The organism is Albidovulum aestuarii (assembly GCF_029961185.1).
Classification (GTDB): domain Bacteria; phylum Pseudomonadota; class Alphaproteobacteria; order Rhodobacterales; family Rhodobacteraceae; genus Albidovulum; species Albidovulum aestuarii.
Map to the genome: position 1 here is coordinate 309190 of NZ_JASBQQ010000003.1, position 25798 is coordinate 334987.

Annotated in this window: 25 protein-coding genes and 1 tRNA gene; 11 read left to right on the forward strand and 15 right to left on the reverse strand. The window is 62.0% G+C overall.

The features are described 5' to 3' along the window. Nucleotides 1-26: 26 nt before the first annotated feature. Nucleotides 27-1445, reverse strand: coding sequence for a tyrosine-type recombinase/integrase (locus QKW60_RS09580; RefSeq protein ID WP_282368321.1), 1419 nt, complete (start codon nucleotides 1443-1445; stop codon nucleotides 27-29). Nucleotides 1446-1683: 238 nt separating this feature from the next. Between QKW60_RS09580 and QKW60_RS09585 the strand changes: the two genes are divergently transcribed. Next, entirely contained in the window at nucleotides 1684-2664 is a 981-nt protein-coding gene (locus tag QKW60_RS09585) for a tyrosine-type recombinase/integrase (protein WP_282368323.1), read from the forward strand. Between the two features lie 230 nt (nucleotides 2665-2894). Here the strand turns inward: QKW60_RS09585 and QKW60_RS21045 are convergent, their stop codons facing one another. The 3 genes from QKW60_RS21045 to QKW60_RS09595 form a co-directional block, all read right to left on the reverse strand. Continuing rightward, on the reverse strand, nucleotides 2895-3587 hold the full coding sequence (locus QKW60_RS21045) for an SH3 domain-containing protein (RefSeq protein WP_419762669.1): 693 nt from the start codon (nucleotides 3585-3587) through the stop codon (nucleotides 2895-2897). A gap of 687 nt (nucleotides 3588-4274) precedes the next feature. Then, a tRNA-Ala gene (locus QKW60_RS09590) sits at nucleotides 4275-4350 on the reverse strand. 181 nt (nucleotides 4351-4531) lie between these two features. Continuing rightward, complete coding sequence (locus QKW60_RS09595; protein WP_282368325.1) at nucleotides 4532-4861, reverse strand: TIGR02300 family protein; 330 nt, start codon at nucleotides 4859-4861, stop codon at nucleotides 4532-4534. 156 nt (nucleotides 4862-5017) lie between these two features. On the opposite strand from QKW60_RS09595, the gene QKW60_RS09600 reads away from it, so the two are divergent. From QKW60_RS09600 to QKW60_RS09610, 3 genes are all read left to right on the forward strand, one after another. Next, nucleotides 5018-5710 carry a M48 family metallopeptidase gene (locus tag QKW60_RS09600; protein WP_282368327.1) on the forward strand — a complete coding sequence of 231 codons (693 nt, stop codon included), beginning with the start codon at nucleotides 5018-5020 and terminating at the stop codon, nucleotides 5708-5710. Nucleotides 5711-5761: 51 nt separating this feature from the next. After that, complete coding sequence (locus tag QKW60_RS09605; protein WP_282368329.1) at nucleotides 5762-6412, forward strand: GntR family transcriptional regulator; 651 nt, start codon at nucleotides 5762-5764, stop codon at nucleotides 6410-6412. Between the two features lie 90 nt (nucleotides 6413-6502). Beyond that, on the forward strand, nucleotides 6503-7789 hold the full coding sequence (locus QKW60_RS09610; RefSeq protein ID WP_282368331.1) for an arylsulfotransferase family protein: 1287 nt from the start codon (nucleotides 6503-6505) through the stop codon (nucleotides 7787-7789). Here the strand turns inward: QKW60_RS09610 and lpdA are convergent. The 10 genes from lpdA to mdh form a co-directional block, all read right to left on the reverse strand. Next, nucleotides 7786-9174, reverse strand: a complete 1389-nt coding sequence (gene lpdA / locus QKW60_RS09615; protein ID WP_282368333.1) for a dihydrolipoyl dehydrogenase — start codon at nucleotides 9172-9174, stop codon at nucleotides 7786-7788. The two genes, QKW60_RS09610 and lpdA, sit on opposite strands and share 4 nt — an antisense overlap. A 153-nt stretch (nucleotides 9175-9327) precedes the next feature. After that, complete coding sequence (locus QKW60_RS09620) at nucleotides 9328-9723, reverse strand: MAPEG family protein (RefSeq protein ID WP_282368334.1); 396 nt, start codon at nucleotides 9721-9723, stop codon at nucleotides 9328-9330. Between the two features lie 61 nt (nucleotides 9724-9784). Continuing rightward, entirely contained in the window at nucleotides 9785-10003 is a 219-nt protein-coding gene (locus QKW60_RS09625) for an HTH-like domain-containing protein (protein WP_282368336.1), read from the reverse strand. A 50-nt stretch (nucleotides 10004-10053) separates the two neighbouring features. Further along, nucleotides 10054-11583 carry a 2-oxoglutarate dehydrogenase complex dihydrolipoyllysine-residue succinyltransferase gene (gene odhB, locus QKW60_RS09630; protein ID WP_282368338.1) on the reverse strand — a complete coding sequence of 510 codons (1530 nt, stop codon included), beginning with the start codon at nucleotides 11581-11583 and terminating at the stop codon, nucleotides 10054-10056. Continuing rightward, entirely contained in the window at nucleotides 11583-14549 is a 2967-nt protein-coding gene (locus QKW60_RS09635; RefSeq protein ID WP_282368340.1) for a 2-oxoglutarate dehydrogenase E1 component, read from the reverse strand. The genes odhB and QKW60_RS09635 overlap by 1 nt, the downstream gene beginning before the upstream one ends. A 52-nt stretch (nucleotides 14550-14601) precedes the next feature. Continuing rightward, entirely contained in the window at nucleotides 14602-15324 is a 723-nt protein-coding gene (locus tag QKW60_RS09640; protein ID WP_282368341.1) for a sulfotransferase family 2 domain-containing protein, read from the reverse strand. A gap of 53 nt (nucleotides 15325-15377) precedes the next feature. Continuing rightward, the gene (gene sucD / locus QKW60_RS09645) at nucleotides 15378-16259 is read right to left on the reverse strand and encodes a succinate--CoA ligase subunit alpha (protein ID WP_282368342.1); all 882 of its coding nucleotides are present in this window, start codon (nucleotides 16257-16259) and stop codon (nucleotides 15378-15380) included. A 4-nt stretch (nucleotides 16260-16263) separates the two neighbouring features. Next, entirely contained in the window at nucleotides 16264-17457 is a 1194-nt protein-coding gene (gene sucC, locus QKW60_RS09650) for an ADP-forming succinate--CoA ligase subunit beta (protein ID WP_282368344.1), read from the reverse strand. A 234-nt stretch (nucleotides 17458-17691) separates the two neighbouring features. Then, nucleotides 17692-18927 (reverse strand): hypothetical protein, encoded by a 1236-nt coding sequence (locus QKW60_RS09655; RefSeq protein ID WP_282368346.1) that lies wholly within the window; start codon nucleotides 18925-18927, stop codon nucleotides 17692-17694. An 84-nt stretch (nucleotides 18928-19011) separates the two neighbouring features. Continuing rightward, nucleotides 19012-19974, reverse strand: coding sequence for a malate dehydrogenase (gene mdh, locus QKW60_RS09660; protein ID WP_282368348.1), 963 nt, complete (start codon nucleotides 19972-19974; stop codon nucleotides 19012-19014). Between the two features lie 151 nt (nucleotides 19975-20125). On the opposite strand from mdh, the gene QKW60_RS09665 reads away from it, so the two are divergent. Beyond that, on the forward strand, nucleotides 20126-20869 hold the full coding sequence (locus QKW60_RS09665) for a sulfite exporter TauE/SafE family protein (protein WP_282368349.1): 744 nt from the start codon (nucleotides 20126-20128) through the stop codon (nucleotides 20867-20869). 38 nt (nucleotides 20870-20907) lie between these two features. On the opposite strand, the gene QKW60_RS09670 is transcribed toward QKW60_RS09665, so the two are convergent. Next, nucleotides 20908-21225 carry a hypothetical protein gene (locus QKW60_RS09670; RefSeq protein ID WP_282368350.1) on the reverse strand — a complete coding sequence of 106 codons (318 nt, stop codon included), beginning with the start codon at nucleotides 21223-21225 and terminating at the stop codon, nucleotides 20908-20910. Nucleotides 21226-21510: 285 nt separating this feature from the next. Here QKW60_RS09670 and QKW60_RS09675 point away from each other — a divergent pair, with 285 nt between their 5' ends. The 6 genes from QKW60_RS09675 (at nucleotide 21511) to sdhD (ending at nucleotide 25797) form a co-directional block, all read left to right on the forward strand. Beyond that, nucleotides 21511-22353: an HpcH/HpaI aldolase/citrate lyase family protein gene (locus QKW60_RS09675; RefSeq protein ID WP_282368674.1), complete on the forward strand. Its 843-nt coding sequence runs from the start codon at nucleotides 21511-21513 to the stop codon at nucleotides 22351-22353. A 40-nt stretch (nucleotides 22354-22393) separates the two neighbouring features. Beyond that, nucleotides 22394-22951: an NnrU family protein gene (locus tag QKW60_RS09680; RefSeq protein ID WP_282368352.1), complete on the forward strand. Its 558-nt coding sequence runs from the start codon at nucleotides 22394-22396 to the stop codon at nucleotides 22949-22951. A gap of 70 nt (nucleotides 22952-23021) precedes the next feature. After that, on the forward strand, nucleotides 23022-24053 hold the full coding sequence (locus tag QKW60_RS09685) for a MaoC family dehydratase (protein WP_282368354.1): 1032 nt from the start codon (nucleotides 23022-23024) through the stop codon (nucleotides 24051-24053). A gap of 69 nt (nucleotides 24054-24122) precedes the next feature. After that, on the forward strand, nucleotides 24123-24824 hold the full coding sequence (locus QKW60_RS09690; protein ID WP_282368356.1) for a DUF1194 domain-containing protein: 702 nt from the start codon (nucleotides 24123-24125) through the stop codon (nucleotides 24822-24824). A gap of 205 nt (nucleotides 24825-25029) precedes the next feature. Next, nucleotides 25030-25413: a succinate dehydrogenase, cytochrome b556 subunit gene (sdhC, locus tag QKW60_RS09695; RefSeq protein WP_263738730.1), complete on the forward strand. Its 384-nt coding sequence runs from the start codon at nucleotides 25030-25032 to the stop codon at nucleotides 25411-25413. 12 nt (nucleotides 25414-25425) lie between these two features. Next, complete coding sequence (gene sdhD, locus QKW60_RS09700; RefSeq protein ID WP_282368360.1) at nucleotides 25426-25797, forward strand: succinate dehydrogenase, hydrophobic membrane anchor protein; 372 nt, start codon at nucleotides 25426-25428, stop codon at nucleotides 25795-25797. The last annotated feature ends 1 nt before the right edge of the window (nucleotide 25798 follow it).

The window sequence follows — 25798 nt, forward strand, 5'->3', positions numbered from 1 at the left end:
ATGATGGTTTGGGAATGGTGACGGTGCTAGTTGTCAGTTCGATCCAAGCGCGCTGGGCGCATTGATCTTACTAAATCTCCACCACCCTGGAAAAAGTTGCTGGACGGCCAAGAGCAGAATTCTAGCGCTGCCTGCACACTCGTCGGTCGGTATTCCCTATTTGATTGGAAATTTGCCATTTCGAGGTCGATAGGCTCGAACCGCCGCTCAAGTTCGGCGGTCATGTTGGCAAAAGTCAGGTGGCCATAAGTCCGGCTGACGGTGTCAGTATTTGAATGACCTAACTGGCGGGCAATGAATGCGAGCGGCATCCCGGCCTGTACCAACTGGCTTGCGTATGTGTGTCGAAGCCCATGAAACACGAAACCTGTCGGCAGCCCAGCCCTGACGACGGCGGCTTTGAATATGTGCCTGTGTCCGCCGGACCAGCGCCTCCCGCTTGACATGACGAACACGAGGTCGTCGGAGTTCCTGCCGTCACACAGCCTCTCGAAAAAGGCCATGCCTGCTTGCGTCAGAAACGCGTAGCGGGCTTTGCCATTCTTGGATGATTGGATGTAGATGCTGCGGGATTTGTCGTCTAAGTCTTGCACACGAAGCCTGCAAAGTTCCGAAACCCGACACCCTGTGTACAACGCAGCTCTGACAAGGTCGGCCAAGTCGTGGTGACACTGAGCGAGCAGGCGTCGGCATTCGTCTCGTGACAAGAAGATATGGCGCGGCGCATCGGCATTCGGGACTCGCCGCAGGCAACGCCACGCGCGGTCGGAATCGGTTTCTCCGTTCTCCCAGGCCATACGGAGTGCCAGACGTAGGATGCTGACGAGCGCGTTGACCGTCTTTTTACGTTTCCTAAGCGCTTCACTGTCAAGTTCATCTATTCGACGCTTTGGCCGTGGCTTTTGTTTGCCTCGCTTCGGAGCTGTTTCGAGAACGTCCCGGCAGAACTCGGTGAACCGCCTCGATGTAAGCTCGTCCACCGGAACATCGCCAAGACGTGGAATGATATGGTGGTTGATCAGCGAGAGGGTTGTTTCGAAGTGCGTGCGAGACGCCGCAACCCGCTTCCATTCTACGTAGTCCCCCAGTGCGTCTCCTATTGTAAAGCCGCAAATGGTCTTGGTGTATTTGAGGTGTCGGGTGGTGCCGACAGGGTATGGTTGCGATGCGATTTCAGACACTTCGGCGGAAGAAAACCACTGATGCGCCAGGCAAAGCGCGGAGTCGTATGGTAGGCCAGCTAATCCGGGGAGTTGGGCAGGCGCAAGTCTGCCCTGACGGTATCCCCCGTCCTTCCTGCGAACGCGGGCAACCCAATATGCTGGTCTTCCGGGCAGTTTCTGAAGTCCGATGTGGCGGCAAAATTCGAGGATGTTCCAGTAAGGGGGTATCCTAGCGGGGAGGTCGATTAGGTTCTGTGGATCTGCGAGGCTGGGCGCGTGCATGGTTTTCCTCCTGCCCCATATCGGGCGAGAAACATTCGCGCGCCTTTTCTGTTAGCCCGTACCGCTCGACATAGTCGAGAACCGCCATTTCAAGCTGCTCAAGCCTATCCGTCCTCATCTTGGGTCCTCCGACGTCGCGTGCCCCATCTTGGACGAAATAGGTTAAGATTTAGTTAACGATTCAGCATTTCCCGGTGCGTCGCCGGGTCTCCAAATTCCACCAACTTGGAGTTCAGCCATGGCAGGATTGTTTAACCGTGAAGAAGAGCGCTTGGAGACCGTCGTTCGACTATCGGGCGTTTCCGCTGACACCCGGGCATCGCTTATCGAGGAATACCGGATGCGGTCCGAAGCAGCCTTCGCCCCAGCTACAATCAGGAATTACCGTCAGATCAAGAAGACCTTTGCACTTTGGTGTCAGTCTCGCGGGATCGATCCCGAGCCACCAATTGAGCCGCGCGTAATTGCCAACTATGTGGAGCATCTAGGGGGCAAGATTAGAAGCACGACCATCGAAACACGGCTCTGGGCGATTTCCGAGATGCATCGGGCCGCGTTCCAGCCGAATCCGTGCCGACACAGGTTGGTGGAACTGGCACTGAAAGGTGTCAAGCGAACTTATGGCGCTGGCGTTCGGCAAGCTCCTGCTCTTTGCAAGAAGGAAGTCCTCGCAGCGATAAAGCGCCTTGGAGCCAGTCGTATCGAAATGCGGGACAAGGCGGTTCTTTGGGTCGCAACCGACAGCTGGTGCCGCTCTTCGGAAATTGTCGCGTTCAAGGTCAAGGACCTCATTCGTCAGGACAACGGGTCTAGTCTGCTCTACGTATCACGCTCGAAGACCGACCCCTATGGTGAGGGCGCGTATGCGTTTCTTTCAGAGGCCGGAACTAATGCCGTGTTGGAATGGATCAGACTGGCGAACCTCAAGCCGGACGATCCGATGCTGACGAAGTCACAGCAAAATGGCCGGGTTCAACAAATGGACCCGGCAACGATTTCGCGCATCATCAAGCGATGCACAGGTCGCGACGACGTATCGGCTCACTCTACCCGTGTGGGCGGTGTGCATGATGCCTTCCGGATCGGGTGTGATCTGTCAGCCATCATGGTGGCGGGGCGTTGGACATCGCCGGAAATGCCCGCCCGCTATGGTCGGCGAATACTCGCGAGCCAGTCCGCCGCAGCGAAGGTCTCCGCTGAGCTTGGGCAGATTGATTAAAGTGACTCCAGGCGTGGTCGAGTCCGGGTTCATGGCATGGGTGGTGCCACCCCGCGTGGCAGTGCGCGTTGAAACTGGAAGCGCAGCGGGCGGCCACCGGATGCAGTCGAGATGTGCTGGTTGGTGAACGTGCTCGCCCGAATGGTCCGCGATGAAGGGGAGTTAGTCTTGAGGAAAGAACGAAACTGCCGAGTGGCGGCCTTGGACAGCACCTAGTCTCCAGATACCAGCTAGTTCGTAGCCCCGCGCCTTCTGGCAAAATAGGTTGAAAGTCGCGCCTCGGACACATCACTTTCATAGCAAATCGGGTTGTAGCCACCGGGTTTGGACCACGCACTTCTGCCCCCGCAACGACGCCCGGCTCTGTCTCTGTTGTATGGGCAGGGGCAGGAACCAGGATATGCGGCAATGCTCTGTTCAATAATTTCGGCCTTCGCCCGCCTAATCTCCGCCGACGTCGGGGCTGCAACGGACCGCTGTTTGATCGCGTTGGGAGTCGCCGCCACTGGCGCTGTGCGCGAAACGAAACGGCTTGCCATCCAGCCACGACCAAGCGGAGTTTCGATTTCGCTCCAGCCCTCTCGCTCACTCAGCAACATGGCGTGGGTACCTTTCGATAATTGCCCAATCGATCGGTCGGCTAGGGATGGTCCTGCCCTGAGGTTTACCCTGTCGCCGGTTACAAAAACCGGTGTCGATGCGGTGGCGGCTGTGGTGGCTACGTCCTTGGCCGCTGAGCTAGATTGAGCCACTAGACGCGTGGAACGCTCGGAGTTTGTTTGGGGTGCTGCATCGTCATTAGCCGTTTCGGGGACGATGGAATCGACTGCGGCAGATGTCGGGGCGGAGTGGGGTTGTTCTGGTCCCTGCCATACCGCGTAAGCGAGGGCTGCGACAATCAGCATTCCAATAATCCAACGCATGAAATCTCCACGTTTGAAATGGTCTGTGAAGCGCGAAATACTTACACGCTACCACGCTACGTGTCGGTTTTCGTCAAATTCTTTTGGTGGGTTGCGGACATCCCCTCGGTGTTTGGAACAATCGCGAAATTTAGTGCGAACTGGGGTCGTCATCAATCTTTGAGGTCGCAAAATGTTCTCCTATTGTTCCTTATCATGAGTCGCCGCACTACCCCTCAGCACAAGAACGACGGACGCGCCTTTCCCAACAAGAACAGGCGCATCGTGCTCGCCCCTCGCTACAACCTTCGTGTTGAGGACTTCCAAGACTGCCACGCTCTCGTCGTGGAGTGTATGAACTGTGGCCACAAGGGCAGGGTATCGGCTTCCAAGATGCGCGAGATGTTTGAGCCATACGAACGCATCAAGTTGATCGAAGGAAAACTTCGCTGCGGAAAGTGTGGCAAGGTGAACGGCACTCACTGGCACGTGGAGGAATCGGCTACAGGTCCGTAACTTCATCAGCGGCACCGCTGCAATTTGGTGTGGACTTGAACGTGCTGGACAGAACTTCAATTCGTAAAGTGAAGCACTGCGAATTGCTCGACGCAAAGCTATGGAAAGCCATCATCCGGCGGAAAAAACGGCGGAATAAGCGGCTCGCTCTTAGAAAATTCTATTTGTTATTAATACATTGAGTGAAATGATTGGTGGAGCCAAGGGGAGTCGAACCCCTGACCTCTTGAATGCCATTCAAGCGCTCTCCCAACTGAGCTATGGCCCCACCTGAGGTCCGGGCGTTGCCGCCCGCGTGAGGCGCGATATAGGCAACGCGGTGGGGCGGCGCAAGGGAAAAATCGCACGGCCCCACAGAATGCGGGCCAGTATCCACGGGTGCAAACGAAACGGGCGCGACAGTGCCGCGCCCGGGGGAAATGTGTGAGGAAGGAGACAGCCTGCTTTGGTCAGCTGTCGTCGTCATTGCCTGCGACGTCGGCGATATCGTCGAGCGAGACATCATCGTCGTCGTCATCTTCCAAGAGATCGTCGTCGATATCCGAGTCGGCGGCATCATCGTCGAGATCCGTATCATCCGTCAGATCGTCGGTATCGAGATCAGTGGCCTTCGGCGCCGCCTTTTCGCTGATCAGGGTCCGGCCGCGACCGGCCACGAGGCTTTCGGCCGTGAAGGTGTGACCGCATTCCGGGCAGGTCATCGGGTCGCGCTGCAGGTCGTAGAACCGGCTGGCGCAATGCGGGCAAAGGCGCTTGACGCCCCATTCGTCCTTGGGCATGGAACACTCCTTCCGTGCACGTCTATTCGAGAGTCGGTGCCAACTGCCACAAGTGTGCGGGGCTGTCAAAGGCTTTCGGCCGCATTTCGCGCGACGTCGCGCTTTGGCCTTTTCCCTGCCGGTGGCCGCGGTAATCTGGGGTGACGGAAGGATCCCATGACTCAGCACAGATTGCCCGGAGACCCTCCCCTGGAGATCACGCTGCGCCGCTCCGCCCGGGCCCGGCGGTTTTCGCTCCGCGTGTCGCGGCTGGACGGTCGGGTGACGCTGTCCATGCCGGCCCGTGCGCGCGAGGCCGAAGCGCTGGCTTTCGCCCGCGAGAAGGAAGGCTGGCTGCGGCAGGCTGTCCTTGGCGCGGGGGAATCGCTCCGCGTCGATCGAGGGATGCTTCTGCCCTTTGAAGGACGGCAGTTGACCGTGACCGGGGCGCCGGTCAGGGCGGTCCGGGTCGAGGGTGATGCAATTCTGGTGCCTCAGGGGGTGAGCAATGTAGCGCCGCGTGTGCTGGCGTTCCTGAAACTCGCGGCGCGGCAGCGCCTGCAGGCGGCGAGCGAAACACATGCCGCTGCGATCGGGTGCCGATTCACCCGTCTCACCCTGCGCGATACGCGGTCGCGCTGGGGCTCCTGCACCGTCGACGGGCAGTTGATGTATTCCTGGCGGCTGATCATGGCGCCGCCAGACGTGCTGGACTATGTCGCAGCCCATGAGGTCGCGCATCTTGTGGAGATGAACCATTCGCCTGATTTCTGGGCGGTGGTCGCGGGTTTGATGCCGGACTATGCCCGGCACCGGCGCTGGCTGCGGACACATGGGCCGACCCTGCACCGCGTGGACTTTGGCGGCTAACCGTGCGCAAGGGCAATTGACGCAGGCCACCGCTTTGTGATCACTGGCGGCATGCTTTCATCCCCGCGCCCCGCAGATGCCGGACTTGCCGCCCATGACCGGTTGTACCGGTCTTTGCGGCAACAAATCATGCATGGCGAGATCGGTCCGGGTCAGGCGCTGACATTGCGTGGTCTCGCCAAGACCTACGGCGTGTCAATGACCCCCGCCCGCGAAGCCCTGCGCCGACTTGCCGCCGAGGGGGCGCTCACACTGTCCTCGTCGGGTCGCGTCACGACGCCCGACCTCACCAACGAACGAATTGAGGAACTGGCGAGCCTGCGGGCGCTGATCGAGACAGAACTGGCAAGCCGTGCCCTGCCGCGCGCGCACATGGCGCTGATTGAGCGGTTGCAGGCGATCAACATGGCAAATGCGGAAGCGGCCGTGAAGCGCGACCCGGTGGCCTATATCCGCACAAATCTCGAATTTCACCGGACGCTTTACCTGCGCGCCCAGGCCCCGGCCATGCTGGCGGTTGCCGAAACGGTCTGGCTTCAGCTTGGCCCGACGATGCGGGCGCTTTATTCCCGTCTCAGCCGGTCCGAGCCGCCCCAGCACCACCGCATGATCATCGCCGCGCTGAAGGCGGGTGATGAGCCGGCCTTGCGATTGGCGGTGCGGACCGATGTGACGCAAGGCCTGCGCCACCTGACCGGCTGACGCGCGGGTGCCGCCCGGAACTCGCTTAGACTGGACCTGCGCGGTGTTTAAGGGCATCAATTTGCCTGAAACAACGCGATCAGGAGTACGATGTCCCGCTCTGCCAGACTTCTTTCGCTATGTGCAGCACTGTTTCTAGCGCTGATGCTCTGCTTTGGGCTGGGGTTCGTTTACCGACACTATGCTCTTTGGCCGACCGACCAAGTTGTCACGCTGATACGTCAGGGTAAGGCATTTCTTCGAACCGGACTTTGGGGTCGGGAGGAACAATACGCCAAGGCAACGGTATCTGAGGGCGAAGCGCGCGCCAAAATCCTGGATCCTGAGAGGTTCCTGCAGGGTTACAGGGCGCTCTTGCTTTTCGACGCGGATCTCGGGACTTATTCGATACGACTTCTCGATAGCGAAAGTCGGCAAGTACATGTGTGGCCGATCAGCTATCTGACACTTCTGCCGGGCGAAGCGACTGAGGACGTCAATCCTCATGGTATGATGGTGCTGGCCGATGGTTCTATTCTCGTGAACTTCGGACGGCGCGGAGCGGCAATTGCGAGGCTGGACAGTTGTTCAAGGCCCATGTGGATTGCGCAAGGCTCGTATCATCATTCTATTGAACTCGACGATAGTGGTGCATTGTGGACCTGGGGCAGTCCGGACCATCACGAAAGCAACCTTCAGTCGATCATGAAACTCGATGCCGACACGGGGAAAATTTTGCGCGAAATTCAAATGCAGAGCGTGTTCAATGCCTCGGCGGACAACGTCCGGCTTTTGCGTCTTTCCGAAGATTTCGAGTTCCTTTCTGACGATCAGAACAACCCCGCGTTTGCACGCGACGTGTTTCATCCCAATGATGTTGAACCCCTTAGCGCAGAAATGGCAGATCAGTATCCCGGTTTCGAGGCGGGGGACCTTTTGCTCAGCCTCCGCAATTTGGATATGGTCGCGGTTCTCGATCCTGAAACCTTGGCAATACGATGGGCGAAGTACGGGCCTTGGCGGCGTCAGCACGATCCCGACTTTATTGGTGACGGCTTGATCGACGTCTACGACAACAACCCACAGCATGGCCGGTCCAATATCGTGACTGTCAGCACGTTGACCGGAGAAACGCAGCTAAGATGGCAGGGCGAGGACAGCAGGTTTTATTCCGTCAGCCAGGGAAAGCACCAGCGGTTGCCGAATGGAGACCATCTGGTGGTGGTCCCAGCGGAAGGACGGATCATCGAATTGACCGATAGTGGAAAGAAAGTATTCGAATACAATAATATAGCGACGGATGGGGCGAATGCCATCGTTCTGAACGCACAATGGGTTCCGCCGGACTATTTCGTGGCGAAACCCGCTTGTACCGTGGATTTGTCTGAACGCTACTAGCTGTGGATCGGACCGTCGCCGCAGGCAAGTGCCGCTTCGCGGACAGCTTCCGAGAAGGTCGGGTGGGCATGGCAGGTCAGTGCGATATCATCGGCCGCCGCGCCGAATTCCATGCCGACGCAGATCTCATGGATCAACTCGCCCGCCGCGGGCCCGATGATATGGGCGCCGAGGATGCGGTCGGTTTCCTTGTCGGCGAGCAGTTTCACGAAGCCGTCGCCCTGAAACACCGCCTTGGCGCGGCCATTGCCCATGAAGGCGAACTTGCCGACTTTGTAGGCGCGGCCCTCTTCCTTCAACTGCTCCTCGGTCTTGCCGACCGTGGCCACTTCCGGCGCGGTGTATATCACGCCGGGGATTACATTGTAGTTAACGTGGCCGTGCTTGCCGGCGATGACCTCGGCCACCGCCATGCCCTCGTCCTCGGCCTTGTGGGCGAGCATCGGCCCCACGATGGCGTCGCCGATGGCGTAGAGGCCCTTGATATTGGTCCGCCAGTGGTCGTCGGTTTTCACCTGCCCGCGCTGTTCCATCTCCACCCCAAGCGCTTCCAGCCCGAGCCCGTCGGTATAGGGTTTTCGGCCCGTGGCGACCAGAACGCAGTCGGCGTCCAGCGTGGCCTCGCTGTCGTCCTTCCTGAGTTTGTAGGTCACCTTGGCCTTGCCGCCCTTGACGGTCGTGCCGTGAACAGCCGCGCCCATGATGAAGGTAAGCCCCTGTCTTTTCAGCAATCTCTGGAAGGTTTTCTGGACTTCCGCGTCCATGCCGGGGGTGATGGCGTCGAGGAATTCGACGACCGTTACCTTTGATCCCAGACGGGCATAGACCGAGCCAAGTTCCAGCCCGATCACGCCCGCGCCGATCACCACCATTTCCTTCGGGATCTTGCCAAGCTCCAAGGCGCCGGTGGAGGTGACGACGACTTTCTCGTCGACGGTCACGCCGGGCAGCGAGGAGGGCTCAGAGCCCGTGGCGATGACGATGTTCTTCGCCTCATGCACCTCGTCGCCGACCTTGACCTTGCCCGATTCGGGGATGGAGCCCCAGCCCTTCAGCCAGGTGATCTTGTTCTTTTTGAACAGAAACTCGATGCCCTTGGTGTTCTGACCGATGACCTCGTCCTTATAGGCAAGCATCTGTTTCCAGTCGACTTTCGGTGCCGCAACCTTGAGCCCCATCTTCTCGAAATTATGCTCCGCCTCGTGGAGCGAATGGCTGGCATGGAGGAGCGCCTTTGAGGGGATGCAGCCGACGTTCAGGCAGGTGCCGCCGAGCGTTTCGCGGCCCTCCACGACGGCGGTCTTCAGCCCGAGCTGGGCGCAGCGGATGGCGCAGACATAGCCGCCGGGGCCGGCGCCGATCACGATCACGTCGAACTCAGCCATGGGTCACTCCTTTGGTTTTTGGTGTCGGCCATGCGTCGGCAAAACGTATGGCAAGCGTATGGCATGCTGCCCGGGCGCCGCGCGGGGGGCTGTCTGCCCCCCGACGCGGCCATTCGGCCGCTCCCCCCAGAGAGTATTTTTGAACAGAAGAAGTCATGCGGCCATCAGGGCGATGATGTAGAGGATCACGGTCGCGGCGAAGCCGATGAGCCAGAGAAGCGTGCGGATGCCGGTGATGCCGAGCCCGTAGGAAGGCACATAGAGTACGCGGGCGATCAGGAAGGCCTGTGCGGCGGTGAGGGTGGCACCGCTGAACCCGTCCTTCAGGGCAAGGATCAGGATCGAGGGGGCGAAGAGCGCCATCGCGGTGATCGAGTTCGAAAGCGCCCGGTCGAGGCGGGCGGTGATGCCGGTGAGCGTTCTGGCCTCATCGCGGGCGGACATGAGGTAGCCCATGCCAAGCTGGCCGGTGGCGCCCGTGACCTTCAGGATCAGGATGAGGGCGGTGTAGAGCCCGTAAAGCGCGAGGATGTTCAGTTCGCTGGACATGGTACGGTCCTTTCAGCTGTGTTGGGTGAACTTGGGCCGGTGCCCGGAACCACCCACCCTATTACTGCTTCATTTCCACTCGCTCGGCGAGGTTAACTCCAAGACTTATCTGAGGAGCCCATTTGCCGATGTCGGCGGAGGCACACACGGCAGCAACGGATTGTGTTTTTAGTTCGTTGACATACTTGATGCCAAAACACACGACCGCGACAGCCTTTTGCCGTGGCTCCGCTTTAATATAATCCTCGCGAAGGATGCGCCCGAGTTCGTTCGCAGTCACCACAACCTCCCGTTATTGATCATTGCGAGCTCCGCCCGCACCTTTTCCCATCACAAATCCATCAGCAGCCGACGCGGGTCCTCCAGTGCCTCCTTCACCCTAACGAGGAAGGTGACCGCGCCCTTGCCGTCGACGATGCGGTGGTCGTAGCTGAGGGCGAGATACATCATCGGGCGGATAACGATCTGGCCCGCGACGACGACCGGGCGGTCCTGGATCTTGTGCATGCCGAGGATGCCCGATTGCGGCGGGTTGAGGATGGGCGAGGACATCAAGGAGCCATAGACGCCGCCGTTGGAGATGGTGAAGCTGCCGCCCTGCATCTCGGCCATCGACAGTTTCCCGTCGCGGGCGCGCAGGCCGAGTTCGCCGATCTTCTTCTCGATCGCGGCAAAGCTCATCTGATCGGCGTCGCGGACCACGGGGACGACGAGGCCGGTGGGCGTGCCGACGGCCACGCCCATGTGGACGAAGTTCTTGTAGACCACATCGCCGCCGTCGATTTCGGCATTGACCTCGGGCACTTCTTTTAGCGCGTGGCAGCAGGCTTTCACGAAGAAGGCCATGAAGCCCATCTTGACGCCGTGCTTCTTCTCGAAATCGCCCTTGTAGGTGTTGCGGATGTCCATGACCGCGGACATGTCGACCTCATTATAGGTCGTGAGCATGGCGGCGGTGTTCTGGGCGTCCTTGAGGCGGCGGGCGATGGTGGCGCGCAGGCGCGTCATCTTCACCCGTTCCTCGCGCGCCGCATCCTCGGCCGGGACGGGCGCGCGGGGGGCGGCCGCCGGGGCAGGGGTGGCGGAGGCGACGGCGGGGGCGGCTTGGGCTGCCCCGGCGGCCGCCTTGGCGACGTCGTCTTTCATGATGCGGCCGTCCTTGCCCGAACCGGTGACCTGATCGGCGGAAAGCCCGGCCTCGGCCATCGCCTTTTTCGCCGAGGGCGCGTCTTCGACATCCTTGCCCTTGGTCGCCGGGGCAGGGGCCGCAGCGGCGGGTTCGGCGGTGGGTGCCGGGGCGGCACCGGCCGCGCCTTCGGCGATCACCGCCAGCCGGGCCTTGGCGTCCACGGTCGCGCCTTCGGCAGCGACGATCTCGGCCAGACGTCCGGCGACGGGCGAGGGCACCTCGACCGAGACCTTGTCGGTCTCAAGCTCGCACAGCATCTCATCGACGGCGACCGTGTCGCCGACCTTCTTGAACCAGGTGGAGACAGTCGCCTCGGTCACGCTTTCGCCGAGGGTCGGCACCATCACATCAACATTTTTCCCAGCCATCTTGCCCTCTTCGGCTTGCGGCGCTTCGGCGCCTTTTTGGGGTTTCGCGGGCGCCGGGGCGGCGCCGGATTCGGAGATCTGTGCAAGCAGCGCATTCACGCCGACGGTCGTGCCTTCGGCGGCAACGATCTCGGCCAAGGTGCCCGTCGCGGGTGCGGGCACCTCGACGGTGACCTTGTCGGTCTCCAGCTCGCACAGCATCTCATCGGCCTTCACGGCATCGCCCGGTTTCTTGAACCAGGTGGCCACGGTCGCCTCCGAGACGCTTTCGCCCAGCGTCGGGACCCTTACTTCGATACTCATCAGCCAGCGTCTCCTACGGTCAGGGCGTCGTTCACGAGCGCCTCCTGTTCGATCTTGTGGCGGCTTGCGAGGCCGGTTGCGGGCGAGGCGGTTGCTGCGCGGCCGGCATAGCGCGGGCGCGATACCTTGGCGCCGATCCGGGTCAGGACCCATTCGATATTGGGTTCGACGAAGGTCCAGGCCCCCTGGTTTTTGGGTTCTTCCTGGCACCAGACGACATCGGCATTCTTGAAGCGGCCAAGTTCCTTTACCACCGACTGCGCCGGGAACGGGTAGAACTGTTCGAGCCGCAGGAGGTAGACGTCGTCGAGCCCGCGTGCGTCGCGTTCGGCCAGCAGGTCGTAATAGACCTTGCCCGAGCACATGACGACGCGCTTGATCTTGTCGTCGGCCTTCAGCTTCATCTCCGAATGCCCCTTCTGCGCGTCGTCCCAGAGAACGCGGTGGAAGGTGGAGCCGGTGGTGAAATCATCGGCATCCGAGATGCACATCGGATGGCGGAGGAGCGATTTCGGCGTCACCAGAATCAGCGGCTTGCGGAAGGTCCGGTGCAGCTGACGGCGCAGAATGTGGAAGTAATTCGCAGGCGTCGAGCAGTTGGCGACGATCCAGTTGTCCTGTGCGCATTGCTGCAGGAAGCGTTCGAGCCGGGCCGACGAGTGTTCCGGGCCTTGCCCTTCGAAGCCATGCGGCAGGAGGCAGACGAGGCCCGACATGCGCAGCCATTTCGATTCGCCCGAGGAGATGAACTGGTCGAACATGATCTGGGCGCCGTTGGCGAAATCGCCGAACTGCGCCTCCCACATCACCAGCGCATTGGGTTCGGCGAGCGAATAGCCGTATTCGAACCCGAGCACCGCGTATTCGGAAAGCATCGAGTCGATGACCTCGTAACGCGACTGGCCCGGTTTGATGTGATTGAGCGGATAGTGCCGTTCCTCGGTCGTCTGGTCGATGAAGGCGGAGTGGCGCTGGCTGAACGTGCCGCGGGTGCAGTCCTGCCCCGCCAGCCGCACCGGATAGCCCTCGGTCAGAAGCGAGCCGAAGGCCAGCGCCTCGCCCGTGGCCCAGTCGAAACCGGTGCCCGATTTGAACATCTCGGCCTTGTTGTCGAGCTGGCGCGCGACGGTCTTGTGGATGTCGAAACCGTCCGGCACGCGGGTCAGCGCGGTGCCGATCTCAGCCAGCAGCTTCTTGGTGATCGCGGTCTTGCCGGGGGTATATTCCTCGCCCTCGCGGTCAAGATGAGACCAGCGGCCATCCAACCAGTCGGCCTTGTTCGGCTTGAAGTTCTTGCCCGTTTCGAACTCTTCGTTGAGATGCGCCTGGAAGGCGGCCTTCATATCCTCGATCTCGCCTTCCGGGATCAGCCCATCGCGCACGAGGCGTTCGGTGTAAAGCTGGAGCGTGGTCTTGTGGGTCTTGATCCGCTTGTACATCGCCGGGTTGGTGAACATCGGCTCATCGCCTTCGTTGTGACCGAAGCGGCGATAGCAGAACATGTCGATGACGACGTCCTTGTGGAACTTCTGGCGGAACTCGGTCGCGACCTTGGCGGCGTGGACGACAGCCTCGGGGTCGTCGCCGTTCACGTGGAAGATCGGCGCCTCGACCATCAGGGCGATGTCGGTCGGATAGGGGCTGGACCGCGAGAAATGCGGCGCGGTGGTAAAGCCGATCTGGTTGTTCACCACGATATGCATGGTGCCGCCGGTGCGGTGCCCGGCAAGGCCCGAGAGGCCGAAACATTCGGCCACGACGCCTTGCCCTGCAAAGGCCGCGTCGCCATGCAGGAGGATCGGCAGGACCTGCGTCCGGTCGCGGTCGTTGAGCTGCGCCTGCTTGGCCCGCGCCTTGCCCAGCACCACCGGGTTCACCGCCTCAAGATGCGAGGGGTTGGCGGTCAGCGAGAGGTGCACCGAATTGCCGTCGAACTCCCGATCCGACGAGGCGCCGAGGTGGTATTTCACGTCGCCCGAGCCGTCGACATCCTCGGGTTTGTAACTGCCGCCCTGAAACTCGTTGAAAATCGCCCGGTAGGGCTTGCCCATCACATTGGCCAGGACCGAAAGACGCCCGCGATGCGGCATGCCGATGATGATGTCGCGCACGCCGAGATTTCCGCCGCGCTTGACGATCTGTTCCATCGCCGGGATCAGCGCTTCGCCACCGTCAAGGCCGAAGCGTTTGGTGCCCATGTATTTGACATGGAGGAATTTTTCGAAGCCCTCGGCCTCCACCAGCTTGTTCAGGATCGCCTTGCGGCCCTCGCGGGTGAACTGGATTTCCTTGCCGAAACCCTCGATCCGTTCCTTGAGCCAGCCCGCTTCTTCCGGGTTCGAGATATGCATGTACTGGAGCGCGAAGGTGCCGCAATAGGTGCGCTTCACGATGGCAATGATCTCGCGCATCGAGGCGTGTTCGAGGCCGAGGACCTTGTCGATGAAGATCGGCCGGTCCATGTCGGCATCGGAGAAGCCGTAGGAGCGGGGATCGAGCTCCGGATGCGGGGCTTCTGCGCGCATGCCAAGCGGATCGAGATCGGCGACGAGGTGTCCCCGGATCCGGTAGGCGCGGATGATCATCAGGGCGCGGATGGAGTCGAGCACCGCCTGCTTCACCTGATCGTCGCTGACGACGACGCCCATATCGGCGGCCTTGGCCCTGATCTTGTCGCCCGCGCCTTTCATCTCCTGCGCGGCAATCGGCCATTCGCCGGTCAATGCCGAGGTCAGTTCATCGGCGGGCATCGGCGGCCAGTCAGGCCGGTCCCATGTTGCCCCCTTCGCCTCGCGCCGCACATCGTTTTCGGCGTCGCCGAGCGACCGGAAGAACGCGGCCCAGGTCGCATCGACCGCGCCGGGGTCGCTGGCGAAACGGGCATAGAGCTGTTCAACATATTCGGCATTCGCCCCTTGCAGGAAGGAGGAGGCGTGGAACTGGTCGTTGGGGCTTTGGTCGGTCATGGGGTCACCTCGATTGGGTTGGGACCGTATTGATTAGGAGTCAGAGAGTGTGTCATGTGCGCCCTCCGGAAAGTGCGCCGGCGAGGCGGCCCATCAGGCCCTTGGGCGCTGCGGGCTGTACTGCGGGCTGGGTCGTGTCGTCGGGCGAATAGCCGAACCGCCGGAAATCTGCGGCATAGTAGCTGGCGATCCGGGCGAGCGTTTCGGGCGAGGGGTTCAGGCGTTCGGCGTCCGGGGCCATGCCCTTCTTACGCACGTTTTCCTTCGGGATCGCGCGCGGGCCGTCGGTATTGCCCGCGAGGCTGTCGAGATGGGCGACAAGGGGCGCCATGCCGTCCTCCAGCCGGAAGATCGCCGCCCGTTCGGGCACGATGTCGGATTGCGGGCGCAGGTGATTGTCGTAGTGGAAGGGCTCTTGCCCGGCGCGGTTCAGCCAGTCGTCGAAGAACTCGTCGATGGACCAGAGTGCTGCGACGGTCCCTTCCACCTCCACCTGGAACTGGAAGGCGCTGATCAGTCGCTTGACCGGATGGCGCACGACCGCGAAGGACGAGGCGATCCAGTCCGCAGGGATCAGGCGGGTGAGGTCGTCAAAGGCCGCGTGCTGCGGCGAGGACCGGGTCCAGCGCGCATGGTCCGGCAGGTCGAGGTACCGGGTGTTGAGAAAGGCGAGGGGGCCGAAGCGGGTCTTCAGATACGCCTCGACCGAGGACCCGCCGCATTTCGGGACATGGGCGTAGTAGTGGAGCGTGTCGCCAATTCGGAAGATCGGCATATCCGTTTACCCCTGATTGCGCCGCCCCAGCGTGGACCGGGGCGGCACGAAACTCAACCGATGGCCTTGAGGACGGCTTCGCCGAGTGTCGCCGGGCTGTCGGCCACGACGATACCGGCCGATTTCATCGCCTCGATCTTCTCCTCGGCGCCGCCCTTGCCGCCGGCGACGATGGCGCCGGCATGGCCCATGCGGCGGCCCGGAGGCGCGGTGCGGCCGGCGATGAAGCCCGCGACGGGTTTCTTGCGGCCGCGCTTCGCCTCGTCCTTCAGGAACTGCGCGGCTTCCTCTTCGGCCGACCCGCCGATCTCGCCGATCATGATGATGCTTTCGGTCTCATCATCGGCGAGGAACCATTCGAGGACGTCGATATGTTCCGTCCCCTTGATCGGGTCGCCGCCGATGCCGACGCAGGTGCTTTGCCCGAGGCCGACATCGGTGGTCTGCTTCACCGCCTCATAGGTCAGCGTGCCGGAGCGGCTGACGACACCGACGCTGCCCCGCTTGTGGATATGGCCGGGCATGATGCCGATCTTGCATTCGCCGGGGGTGATCACGCCCGGGCAGTTCGGGCCGATGAGGGTCGATTTCGACCCTTGCAGCGCGCGCTTGACCTTCATCATGTCAAGGACGGGGATGCCTTCGGTGATGCAGACGATGAGCGGCATCTCGGCGTCGATGGCCTCAAGGATCGAGTCGGCGGCAAAGGGGGGCGGCACGTAGATGACGCTGGCATTGGCCTCGGTCGCGCGCTTGGCCTCATGGACCGAGTTGAAGACCGGCAGGCCGATATGGGTCTGCCCGCCCTTGCCGGGGGTGACGCCACCGACCATGCGGGTGCCGTAAGCCTGCGCCTGTTCGGTGTGGAAGGTGCCCTGCGAGCCCGTGAGGCCCTGGCAGATGACTTTGGTGTTCTTGTCGACGAGTACGGACATGCTCTTACCCCTTCACCGCCTTGACGATCTTCTGTGCTGCGTCGGACAGGTTGTCCGCCGCGATGACGTCGAGGCCGGAGGTGTTGATGATCTCCTTGCCCTTCTCGACATTGGTGCCCTCCAGCCGGACCACGAGCGGCACCTTGAGGCCCACTTCCTTCACCGCCGCGATCACGCCTTCGGCGATGATGTCGCAGCGCATGATGCCGCCGAAGATGTTGACGAGGATGCCCTTCACGTTGGGGTCCGAGGTGATGATCTTGAAGGCCTCGGTGACCTTTTCCTTCGTGGCACCGCCGCCAACATCGAGGAAGTTCGCAGGCTCGGCGCCGTAGAGCTTGATGATGTCCATCGTCGCCATGGCAAGGCCCGCGCCGTTCACCATGCAGCCGATCTCGCCGTCGAGCGCGATGTAGTTGAGGTCGAACTTGGAGGCCGCGAGTTCCTTCGGGTCCTCCTCGGTCTCGTCGCGCAGGGCGGCGATATCGGGGTGGCGGTAGATCGCGTTGCCGTCGAAGCCCATCTTGGCGTCGAGGCATTTGAGGTTGCCATCGGGCGTGACGATCAGGGGGTTGATCTCCAGCATCTCAATGTCTTTTTCCACGAAGATCTTGTAGAGCGTTTTGATCAGCGCCACGCATTGCTTGACCTGACTGCCTTCCAGCCCGAGGGCGAAGGCGACGCGGCGGCCGTGGAAGTCGCTGAGGCCCGAGGCCGGGTCGACGCTGAAGGAGAGGATCTTCTCGGGCGTCTTGGCCGCGACCTCTTCGATGTCCATGCCGCCCTCGGTCGAGCAGACGAAGGCGATGCGGCTGGTCTGGCGGTCCACCAGAAGCGCGAGGTAAAGTTCGCGCGCGATGTCGCTGCCATCTTCGATATAGATGCGGTTGACCTGCTTGCCCGGCGCGCCGGTCTGGTGGGTCACCAGCGTGCGGCCAAGCATCTTGCGCGCCTCGGTCGCGGCTTCCTCGACCGACTTGGCGATGCGGACGCCGCCCTTTTCGCCGGCCTCGGCCTCCTTGAACTTGCCCTTGCCGCGGCCACCCGCATGGATCTGCGCCTTCACGACCCAGAGGGGGCCGTCAAGTTCGCCCGCGGCGGTTTTGGCCTCTTCGGCGCGGAGCACGGCGCGCCCGTCCGACACCGGCGCGCCATAGCTGCGCAACAAAGCCTTGGCCTGGTATTCATGGATGTTCATCGCTGGTCCCCGTTCCGTTCGGTTTCACCCGTCATGGCATAGGAAGGGGCCGTGACGAAATGATAAATGCGGAAAAACCGCTTGCGATGGGGAAATTCGGTATTTTGTGATCACAGCCGGAAAAAGTGTGATCACATTTGATATTTCCACATGCCGATCCGCGTTGGGCCGTGTGGAATCGTCGTGGGTTCTGCCCGTCCCCGGATGGCCCCGTCGGGTGAGACGCAGCGGGGATCAGTTCAGCATCAACGCGTAAAGTCCTGCCTGTCCCTGGACCAGCCGTGCGAAGCTGCGCCAGTTGGCGCTGCTGATCAACTCACCTTGCGCAGCATAGGAATTGAAAGCCTCGCCCTGAATGGCCTGAACGAGCGGCAAGGGTCCGGGGTCATCGAGAAAATCGGCGAGATTGATGCCGTGCCCCTTCGCGAAGCGCCAATGCGGGATCAGAAGCTCACCCTTGAGGAGCTTTTCGCCGTCCGAAAGAACGGCCAGCCACGCAATGTCGACATTCTCTGGCACAACGATCCCAAGCGCGGAGGTCTGTGTCGGCCGGGGGATCCATTCCCGATCATTGTCGGTTTCTTTCGCGAGTTCCCGCCAAAAGATCCGGTTATGTGTGATCATTGCCAGGAAGTGATCCCGCGCACGGCCGAGGCGCGAGGCGTCAGGTCGATGGCGCATGGTTTCGGTCAGGACCGCGATGGCGTCGATGTAGAACGCATCCTCCGCGCCGCCGAACACAAGGCCGTGTCCACGCTTCTCTCCGCTTCGCTGAACCTGCTCGGCAATAGACTGGCGCAGTGCGATGACCCGTGCAAGCTCGTCCGTCGGGTCGAAGGCCAGGATGGTCTCCGAGATGCCCGAGACGGCCTGAACGTAGGCCCGCAGCCAGTAGACGTCGGCCCGGTCGAAGCGCACCGTCGCGCGAAGCGGGCTCGGTGCGTCCGGGTTCTGCTGCGCCCGCGTCTCAAGGACCTGCAGGCGCCATCGTCCGATGAGCGCAGGCAGGGCGGTATCGACGAAGGATTCGTCCGCGTCTCGGGTGCCGTTCATGTTCACGTCGAACCAAAGGTCGGGCAGGGCGAGTTCGAAGGAAGGATCCGCATCGGGCGGTATCGTTGCCAACACGTCTTCGGCGGCGGCCATGTCGTCGATTACCGCGCCGAACAGGTCCGCGATCATGGTCGGCGAGATCGGTTCCGGCGTCGGATTCGGCGCCAGTTCTCCGGCCAGAAGGGGCAGGTCGAGGTTCTCCGTGAGGCCGTAGCGCCAGCGGATCTGGTACGCACGCTCGACCGCGCGCAGGAACAGGATGCCACCAAGGGCCATCCGGTCGTCGGCGCTTGGATCGGCGATGGCGTCCAGATCCGCAGCTGCGCCGGCGAGGCCACTTTCACCGATAAGCGGCGAGGCGTCCGCCGATGCCATGCAGGGCAGAATCGACAGAAGAATTGAGAACAGGAACCGCATCTTTCCCCCCTAAAACAGACAAAATGCGCCACCAAGGGTGACGCATCCTGCCGTTTCAGGTCTTGATCTGACGCAATGCGGCCATCAGGCCAGCGACGGGTCGATCCCCTTGCAGGCGGCCACGAGGCCCTTCACCGCATCCACCGACTTGTCGAACATCACCTGCTCGTCCGCATTGAGCTTGATATCGACGATGCGCTCGATCCCGCCCGCGCCAATGATCGTCGGTACGCCGACATACATGCCATTGAGTCCGAACGGGCCGTCGACATAGGCCGCGCAAGGCAGAAGGCGCTTCTGGTCCTTCAGATAGGCCTCGGCCATCTCGATTGCGGATGCGGCGGGCGCGTAGAAGGCCGAACCGGTCTTCAGGAGGCCAACGATCTCGGCGCCGCCGTCGCGGGTGCGCTGAACGATGGCGTCAAGCTTGTCCTGCGTTGTCCAGCCCATGTCGACGAGATCGGGGAGGGGGATGCCAGCGACGGTGGAATAGCGGGTCAGAGGGACCATCGTGTCGCCGTGTCCGCCAAGCACGAAGGCGGTCACATCGCGCATCGAGACATTGAACTCGAGCGAGAGGAAATGCCGGAAACGGGCCGAATCAAGCACACCCGCCATGCCGACGACCTTGTTCGAGGGCAGTCCCGAAAACTGCTGGAGCGCCCAGACCATGGCGTCCAGAGGGTTGGTGATGCAGATGACGAAAGCGTCGGGCGCATTCGCCTTGATGCCCTCGCCAACCGACTTCATGACCTTGAGGTTGATGCCCAGAAGATCGTCGCGGCTCATGCCCGGCTTGCGCGGCACACCGGCGGTCACGATGCAGACATCGGCGCCCGCGATGTCACTGTAATCATTGGCGCCTTTGAGGTTGGCGTCGAAGCCTTCGACCGGGCCCGACTGTGCGATGTCGAGCGCCTTGCCCTGCGGCGTGCCTTCCGCGATGTCGAAGAGAACGACGTCGCCGAGTTCCTTGATCGCGGCGAGATGGGCGAGCGTGCCGCCGATCTGACCTGCGCCGATGAGGGCAATCTTGGGTCTGGCCATGAGATGTCTCCGGGTACGAGGTGAATGTCGCGGCATTGGGTAATCGTTCAGAGCCTTTCGCGCAAGCCCGCTGCGCTGCGGCATCGTGCGTTGCTTTGCAAAGGGCGACCCTTCGTCTATTGCAGGCGACACTCGGGGCGGGGGTATAGGCATGGAAGGCGGGCTGTTCTGGACGTTGGCGGTGATCGCCGCTTCCTTGGTCGGGCTGTCGAAAGGGGGGCTGCCTGTCGTCGGTATGCTGGGCGTACCAGTGCTGGCCCTTGCGATCTCGCCAGTGACGGCGGCGGGGCTGTTGCTGCCGGTCTATGTCGCCTCGGACATGATCGGGCTTATTGCCTATCGGCGGGCCTTCGACCGGCGGGTTCTGGCGATCCTCGCGCCTGCGGCTGTTCTGGGCATCGGGTTGGGCTGGCTGACGGCGGCGATGGTGCCGGAACGGCTGGTCACCGGGATTGTCGGGGCGATCGGGGTGGCTTTCGCGGTGTCGTTGCTGCTGCGGCTAAGGCCCGAAGGGCAGGTGCGGCATGCAAGGGTAGGGCCGGGGCTCTTCTGGGGGGCTTTGACCGGCTATACGAGTTTCGTCAGCCATGCCGGGGCGCCGCCTTATCAGGTCTATGTGCTGCCGCTAAAGTTGGACAAGACCACCTTTGCCGGGACCACAACAGTGTTCTTCGCCTTCATGAATGCGGTCAAACTGGTCCCCTACTGGGCGCTGGGCCAGTTTTCCCCCAGCAATCTGAAGATCGCGGCCGTGCTGGCGCCGACCGCGATCCTCGCGGTTCTGGCCGGGGTGTGGCTGGTGAAGGTGTTGCCCGAGGTGCTGTTCTTTCGGCTGGTCACATGGGCGCTGCTGGCGGTTTCACTGAAACACCTCTTGTCCGCTGTCGCCGGATGAGGCCGGGTTTCAACAGACCTTCCTGTTCAAAAACCGGCTCAGGCGCCCTTGCCCGGGCCGGGCGGCTGCTCGGCCAGCGTTTCATAGTTCTGGCCCGAGGCGACAAGGCAGGTCATACCGTTGGCAAGCGTCACCGTGATCGTCCAGGTGCCCGTCTCTGCCGAGGCAAAGACCTCCATCACCGCGTTGTTGGCGGCAAGGCCGATGCCGTGGCGCGTTTCACCGTAGCGGCTGGCGAGTTCGGCGACGACCGTCTCGCGCTCGGCGCAGTTTGGCCGGGCATCCGCAAAGGCGTGGTGCGTGGCGAGGATCAGCCCGCCGAAGCCAAGCGAAAGGGCGAAGAGTTGCTGTTTCATGGCGCTGTCCATCCTGCTGCGAAGGCGGCCCGGGGTCTCGATCTCTTCGGGGTGAGCGCACCGTGAGTGCGATAGGGCCGTGATCGGGAAATGCTGCGCCCGGAAACGGAAGATATGGTTAAGGCAGGGATCGCCCCGATTCATGTGGTCCGGATCAGCCGAACGTCACGTCAGCACCATTTTTTCTGCGCTGCGGCATTTTCGGTCTTGCCGAATGCAACAAACCTGTGTTCATTTGCGCAATAATATTACAAGGAGAGGTTGATGTCTGCCGAAAGCGACCGGATGCGCCCCTACCGATCGGTGCTCTATATCCCCGCTGCGCGCGAACGAGCGCTGGAAAAGGCACAGACCCTGCCTGCGGATGCGATCATCTTCGATCTTGAGGATGCGGTTGCTGCGGATGAGAAGGAAAACGCCCGCGTGCTGCTTGCCCGGGTGCTCGGTGAGGCGGATTATGGCGGTCGCGCGCGGATCGTGCGGATCAACGGGCTCGATACGCCCTGGGGCGCCGAGGATGTGGCCGCCTTCCGGGGGGCGAAGATTGACGCGCTTCTGATCCCCAAGGTCGGGTCGGCGGCGGATGTGGAGGCCGTGGCGCGGCTTATTCCCGATGTCCCCCTCTGGGCGATGATGGAGACGCCGGCAGGCATGCTGAATGCCGCCGAAATAGCCGCGCATAAACGGCTTCGGGGCATGGTCATGGGCACGAACGATCTGGCCAAGGAGATCGGCGCGCGGTTCCGGCCCGACCGGCTGCCGATGCTGACCGGCCTTCAGCTTTGTCTGATGGCGGCGCGTGCCCATCGCCGCATCGCCATCGACGGTGTCTACAACGCCTTCAAGGATGATGAAGGCCTGCGCGCCGAATGTCGGCAGGGCCGCGATATGGGCTTTGATGGCAAGACGCTGATTCATCCCGCGCAACTTGCCATCGCCAACGAGGAGTTCGCCCCATCCGACGCCGAAGTGGACCTCGCCCGCCGTCAGATCGAGGCCTTCGATGCAGCCCGCCGCGAGGGGCAGGGTGTGGCCGTCGTCGACGGCAGGATCGTTGAGAACCTGCATGCCGCCACGGCACGCCAGACCCTTGCCCGCGCCGAGGCTATTGCGGACCGCGCGATTTAGGTGAAACTGCCGCCGCAATGACGGCAGCCGGAGAAAGACAATGCAAATCCTGATCCTTGGCCTCGCGCTCTGGTGGGCTTCCCATCTTTTCAAGCGGATCGCACCCGGCGCCCGGGCGCGATTGGGCGTGATGCCGGGAAAGATGCTGGTGACGGTGCTGTCGCTCGCCGCGATCGGGCTGATGGTAGTCGGTTATCGCCGTGCGGGGGTTGAGCCGGTCTATACGCCGATGGCGGGGATGGGCCATCTCAACAATCTTTTGATGCTGATCGCGGTGTTCCTCATGGGCGTGCCGCATTCAAAGGGGATCGTGAAATCGAAGCTGCGCCATCCGATGCTGACAGGCGTCGCCGTCTGGTCGGTCGGCCATCTCCTCGTGAATGGCGATGTTGCGTCGCTGGTGCTTTTCGGAGGAATTGGCGTCTGGGCTGTGCTTTCGATGGTCCTGATCAATGCCCAGGAAAGCTGGACGCCACCGGCGCGGGGCCGTCTGAAAAGCGATGTGATCGGGCTGGCCATTGCGCTGGTCGTCTATGCGGTGATCGCGGGTATCCATATCTGGCTCGGCCGTAACCCGTTCCTGGGGACCTATGGATGACGCGCTGTGTTCAGGCAGCGATCAAGGACCGCTAAGGAACCTGATCATTAAAAACGGAACTGAGTGACCAATGAAGACCAATCCCGGCCGTTTCTTCGAAGATTATTCCCTCGGGCAGGTGATCGCCCATGCCGTGCCGCGCACCGTTTCCGGCGGGGAGCGGGCGATGTATCACGCGCTCTATCCGGCGCGCCATGCGCTCTATTCCTCGGATGAGTTCGCCCGTGCCTGTGGTTTGCAAGCCGCGCCGATGGATGACCTGATCGCCTTCCATACGGTCTTTGGCAAGACGGTGCCCGACATCTCGCTCAACGCCATTGCCAATCTTGGCTATGCCGAAGGGCGCTGGCTGAAGCCAGTCTGGCCGGGGGATACGTTGCGTTCAGAATCCGAGGTGATCGGTCTGAAGCAGAACTCGAACGGCAAGTCCGGTGTGGTCTGGGTGCGCACGCGGGGCCTCAACCAGCAGGGCGAGGCGGTGATGGACTATGTCCGCTGGGTGATGGTGCGGAAACGCGATGCGGGGGCGCCCGCGCCGGAAACCGTGGTGCCTGATCTGAAGGCGACCGTGCCTGCTGCCGATCTTGTCGTGCCCGAGGGTCTCGATTTCACCCGCTATGACTTCACGCTGGCAGGCGAGCCGCATCGCTGGGGCGACTACGCGGTTGGCGAGAAGATCGACCATGTGGATGGCGTGACGGTCGAGGAGGCCGAGCATATGCTGGCCACCCGCCTCTGGCAGAACACCGCCAAGGTTCATTTCGACGCGACGAACCGCGAGGACGGCAAGCGGCTGATCTATGGCGGGCATGTGATCTCGCTCGCGCGGGCCTTGTCGTTCAACGGGCTGGCGAACGCGCAGGTAATCGTCGCGCTGAATGCGGGCGCACATGCCAATCCCTGTTTCTCGGGCGATACGGTGCGGGCGTGGTCCGAGGTGCTCGACAAGGCCGAAACCGCCGCCCCCGGCGTCGGCGCGATCCGGCTGCGGCTGGTCGCGGTGAAGCACGGTGCCCCCGGTTTCGCGCTGAAGGGCGAGGACGGGAAATACCTGCCCGAGGTGCTCTTGGACCTCGACTACTGGGCGCTGATGCCAATGTGATCGTTAGGCGTTTCCCGAAACGCTACAGGGTGATGGACCGGAGGGCAGGGCCGCTGCTAGTCTGCGTCCATGACATGGTTTCGCCCCGCCTTGACCGGCCTAGCCCTGCTCGCACCCTTGCCCGGCGCGGCCTGCGATCTGGCGCTTCTTCTGGCCGTCGATGTCTCGGGCTCCGTCGATGCCCGCGAATACCGGGTGCAGATGGAGGGGCTGGCAGAGGGCCTGCGCGATTCGGTGGTGCGTGAGGCTCTGGTGCGGGGGCAGGCGACGGTGGCGCTGATGCAATGGACCGGGTCGTCGCGGCAGGAGCTAACGGTCGGCTGGACGCGGGTCATGAGCGAAAGCGATCTGGAGGCTTTAGCTCGACAGATCGAAACCGCGCCCCGGGTCTGGACCGAGTTTTCGACCGCGATTGGGGAGGCGATGACCTTCGGCGCCCGGGTCTTTGACGACGCCCCCGCCTGCAAGCGCCGTGTGATGGATATTTCGGGCGATGGGCGGTCGAACGAGGGGACGGAGCCGTTCGTGATCAAGCCCGAGATGGAGGCGCTGGCGATCACCGTGAACGCGCTGGTGATCCGGGGGGACGATGACGGGCTGCCGGACTATTTCGCCGAGAATGTGATGACCGGCGGCAATGCCTTTGTGGTGACGGCGGAGAATTACGACGAATATCCCGAACGAATGCAAAGGAAGCTGAGGCGTGAAACCGAGCGGCAGATTTCGATGGGCGAGTCACCGGCCCCGATTCCGGTGCGTTGGCAGAAGTGATCGCAATTAGCCGTAAGGCTTCGATATTTGTGATCACAAGAAAATTCGACGTGATCACAAAGCTGCTCTTTATCGCTAACGCGCGGGAAATCGTCGGTTTTGAGCCAATCGCGGCGTGACATGGGCGGCTTTTACGTTATGAAGTACGGGACTGCCCGCTGGCGTTCCCGCACGCCCGTGTGCAAAGGCAAAAGAGGGACTGACCATGGCCGATGTCAACCGGGGCAACCGTCCGCTGTCGCCGCATCTGCAGATCTACCGCATGCCGCTGACGGCGATCACCTCGATCCTCACCCGGATCACCGGCAATGCGCTGATCGTCGCTGCCTTCCTGATCGTCTGGTGGCTTCTGGCGGCGGCGACGAGCGAGGCCTATTTTGCGACCGCCGATGCGGTGCTGACAAGCTGGTTCGGCAAGCTGGTGTTCCTCGGCTCGATCTGGGCGGTCTGGTATCATCTGCTGACCGGTCTCAGGCATCTTTATTATGACAGTGGGCGGGGGCTCGACATCCCGACGGCCGAGAAACTCGGCTGGGCCTGCATCATCGGATCGGTCGTGCTGACCCTTCTCACCATCATCATTCTCTGAGGGGGCAGGACCATGCGTTACCTCACCGACCGCAAGCGCGCCGCAGGCCTCGGTTCCGCCAAAACCGGGACGGAGCATCACTGGCATATGCAGGTTTCGGCCGTTGGCCTTGCAATCCTGATCCCGCTTTTCCTCTTCACCTTCGGCGGCATTCTTGGCGCGCCTTATGAAGATGTCGTCGCCTATTACGCGCGGCCCTTCCCGGCCATCGTGGCGGGGCTGACGCTGCTCGTTGGCCTTTATCATTTCAAGAACGGCGCGCAGATGATGATTGAGGACTATGTCCATGGCTTTGCCCGCAAGGCCGCGATCATCGCCACCGTATGCTTTTCCTACGGCCTGATGGCCACCGGGCTTTACGCGCTGATCAAGCTCGCGCTCTGAG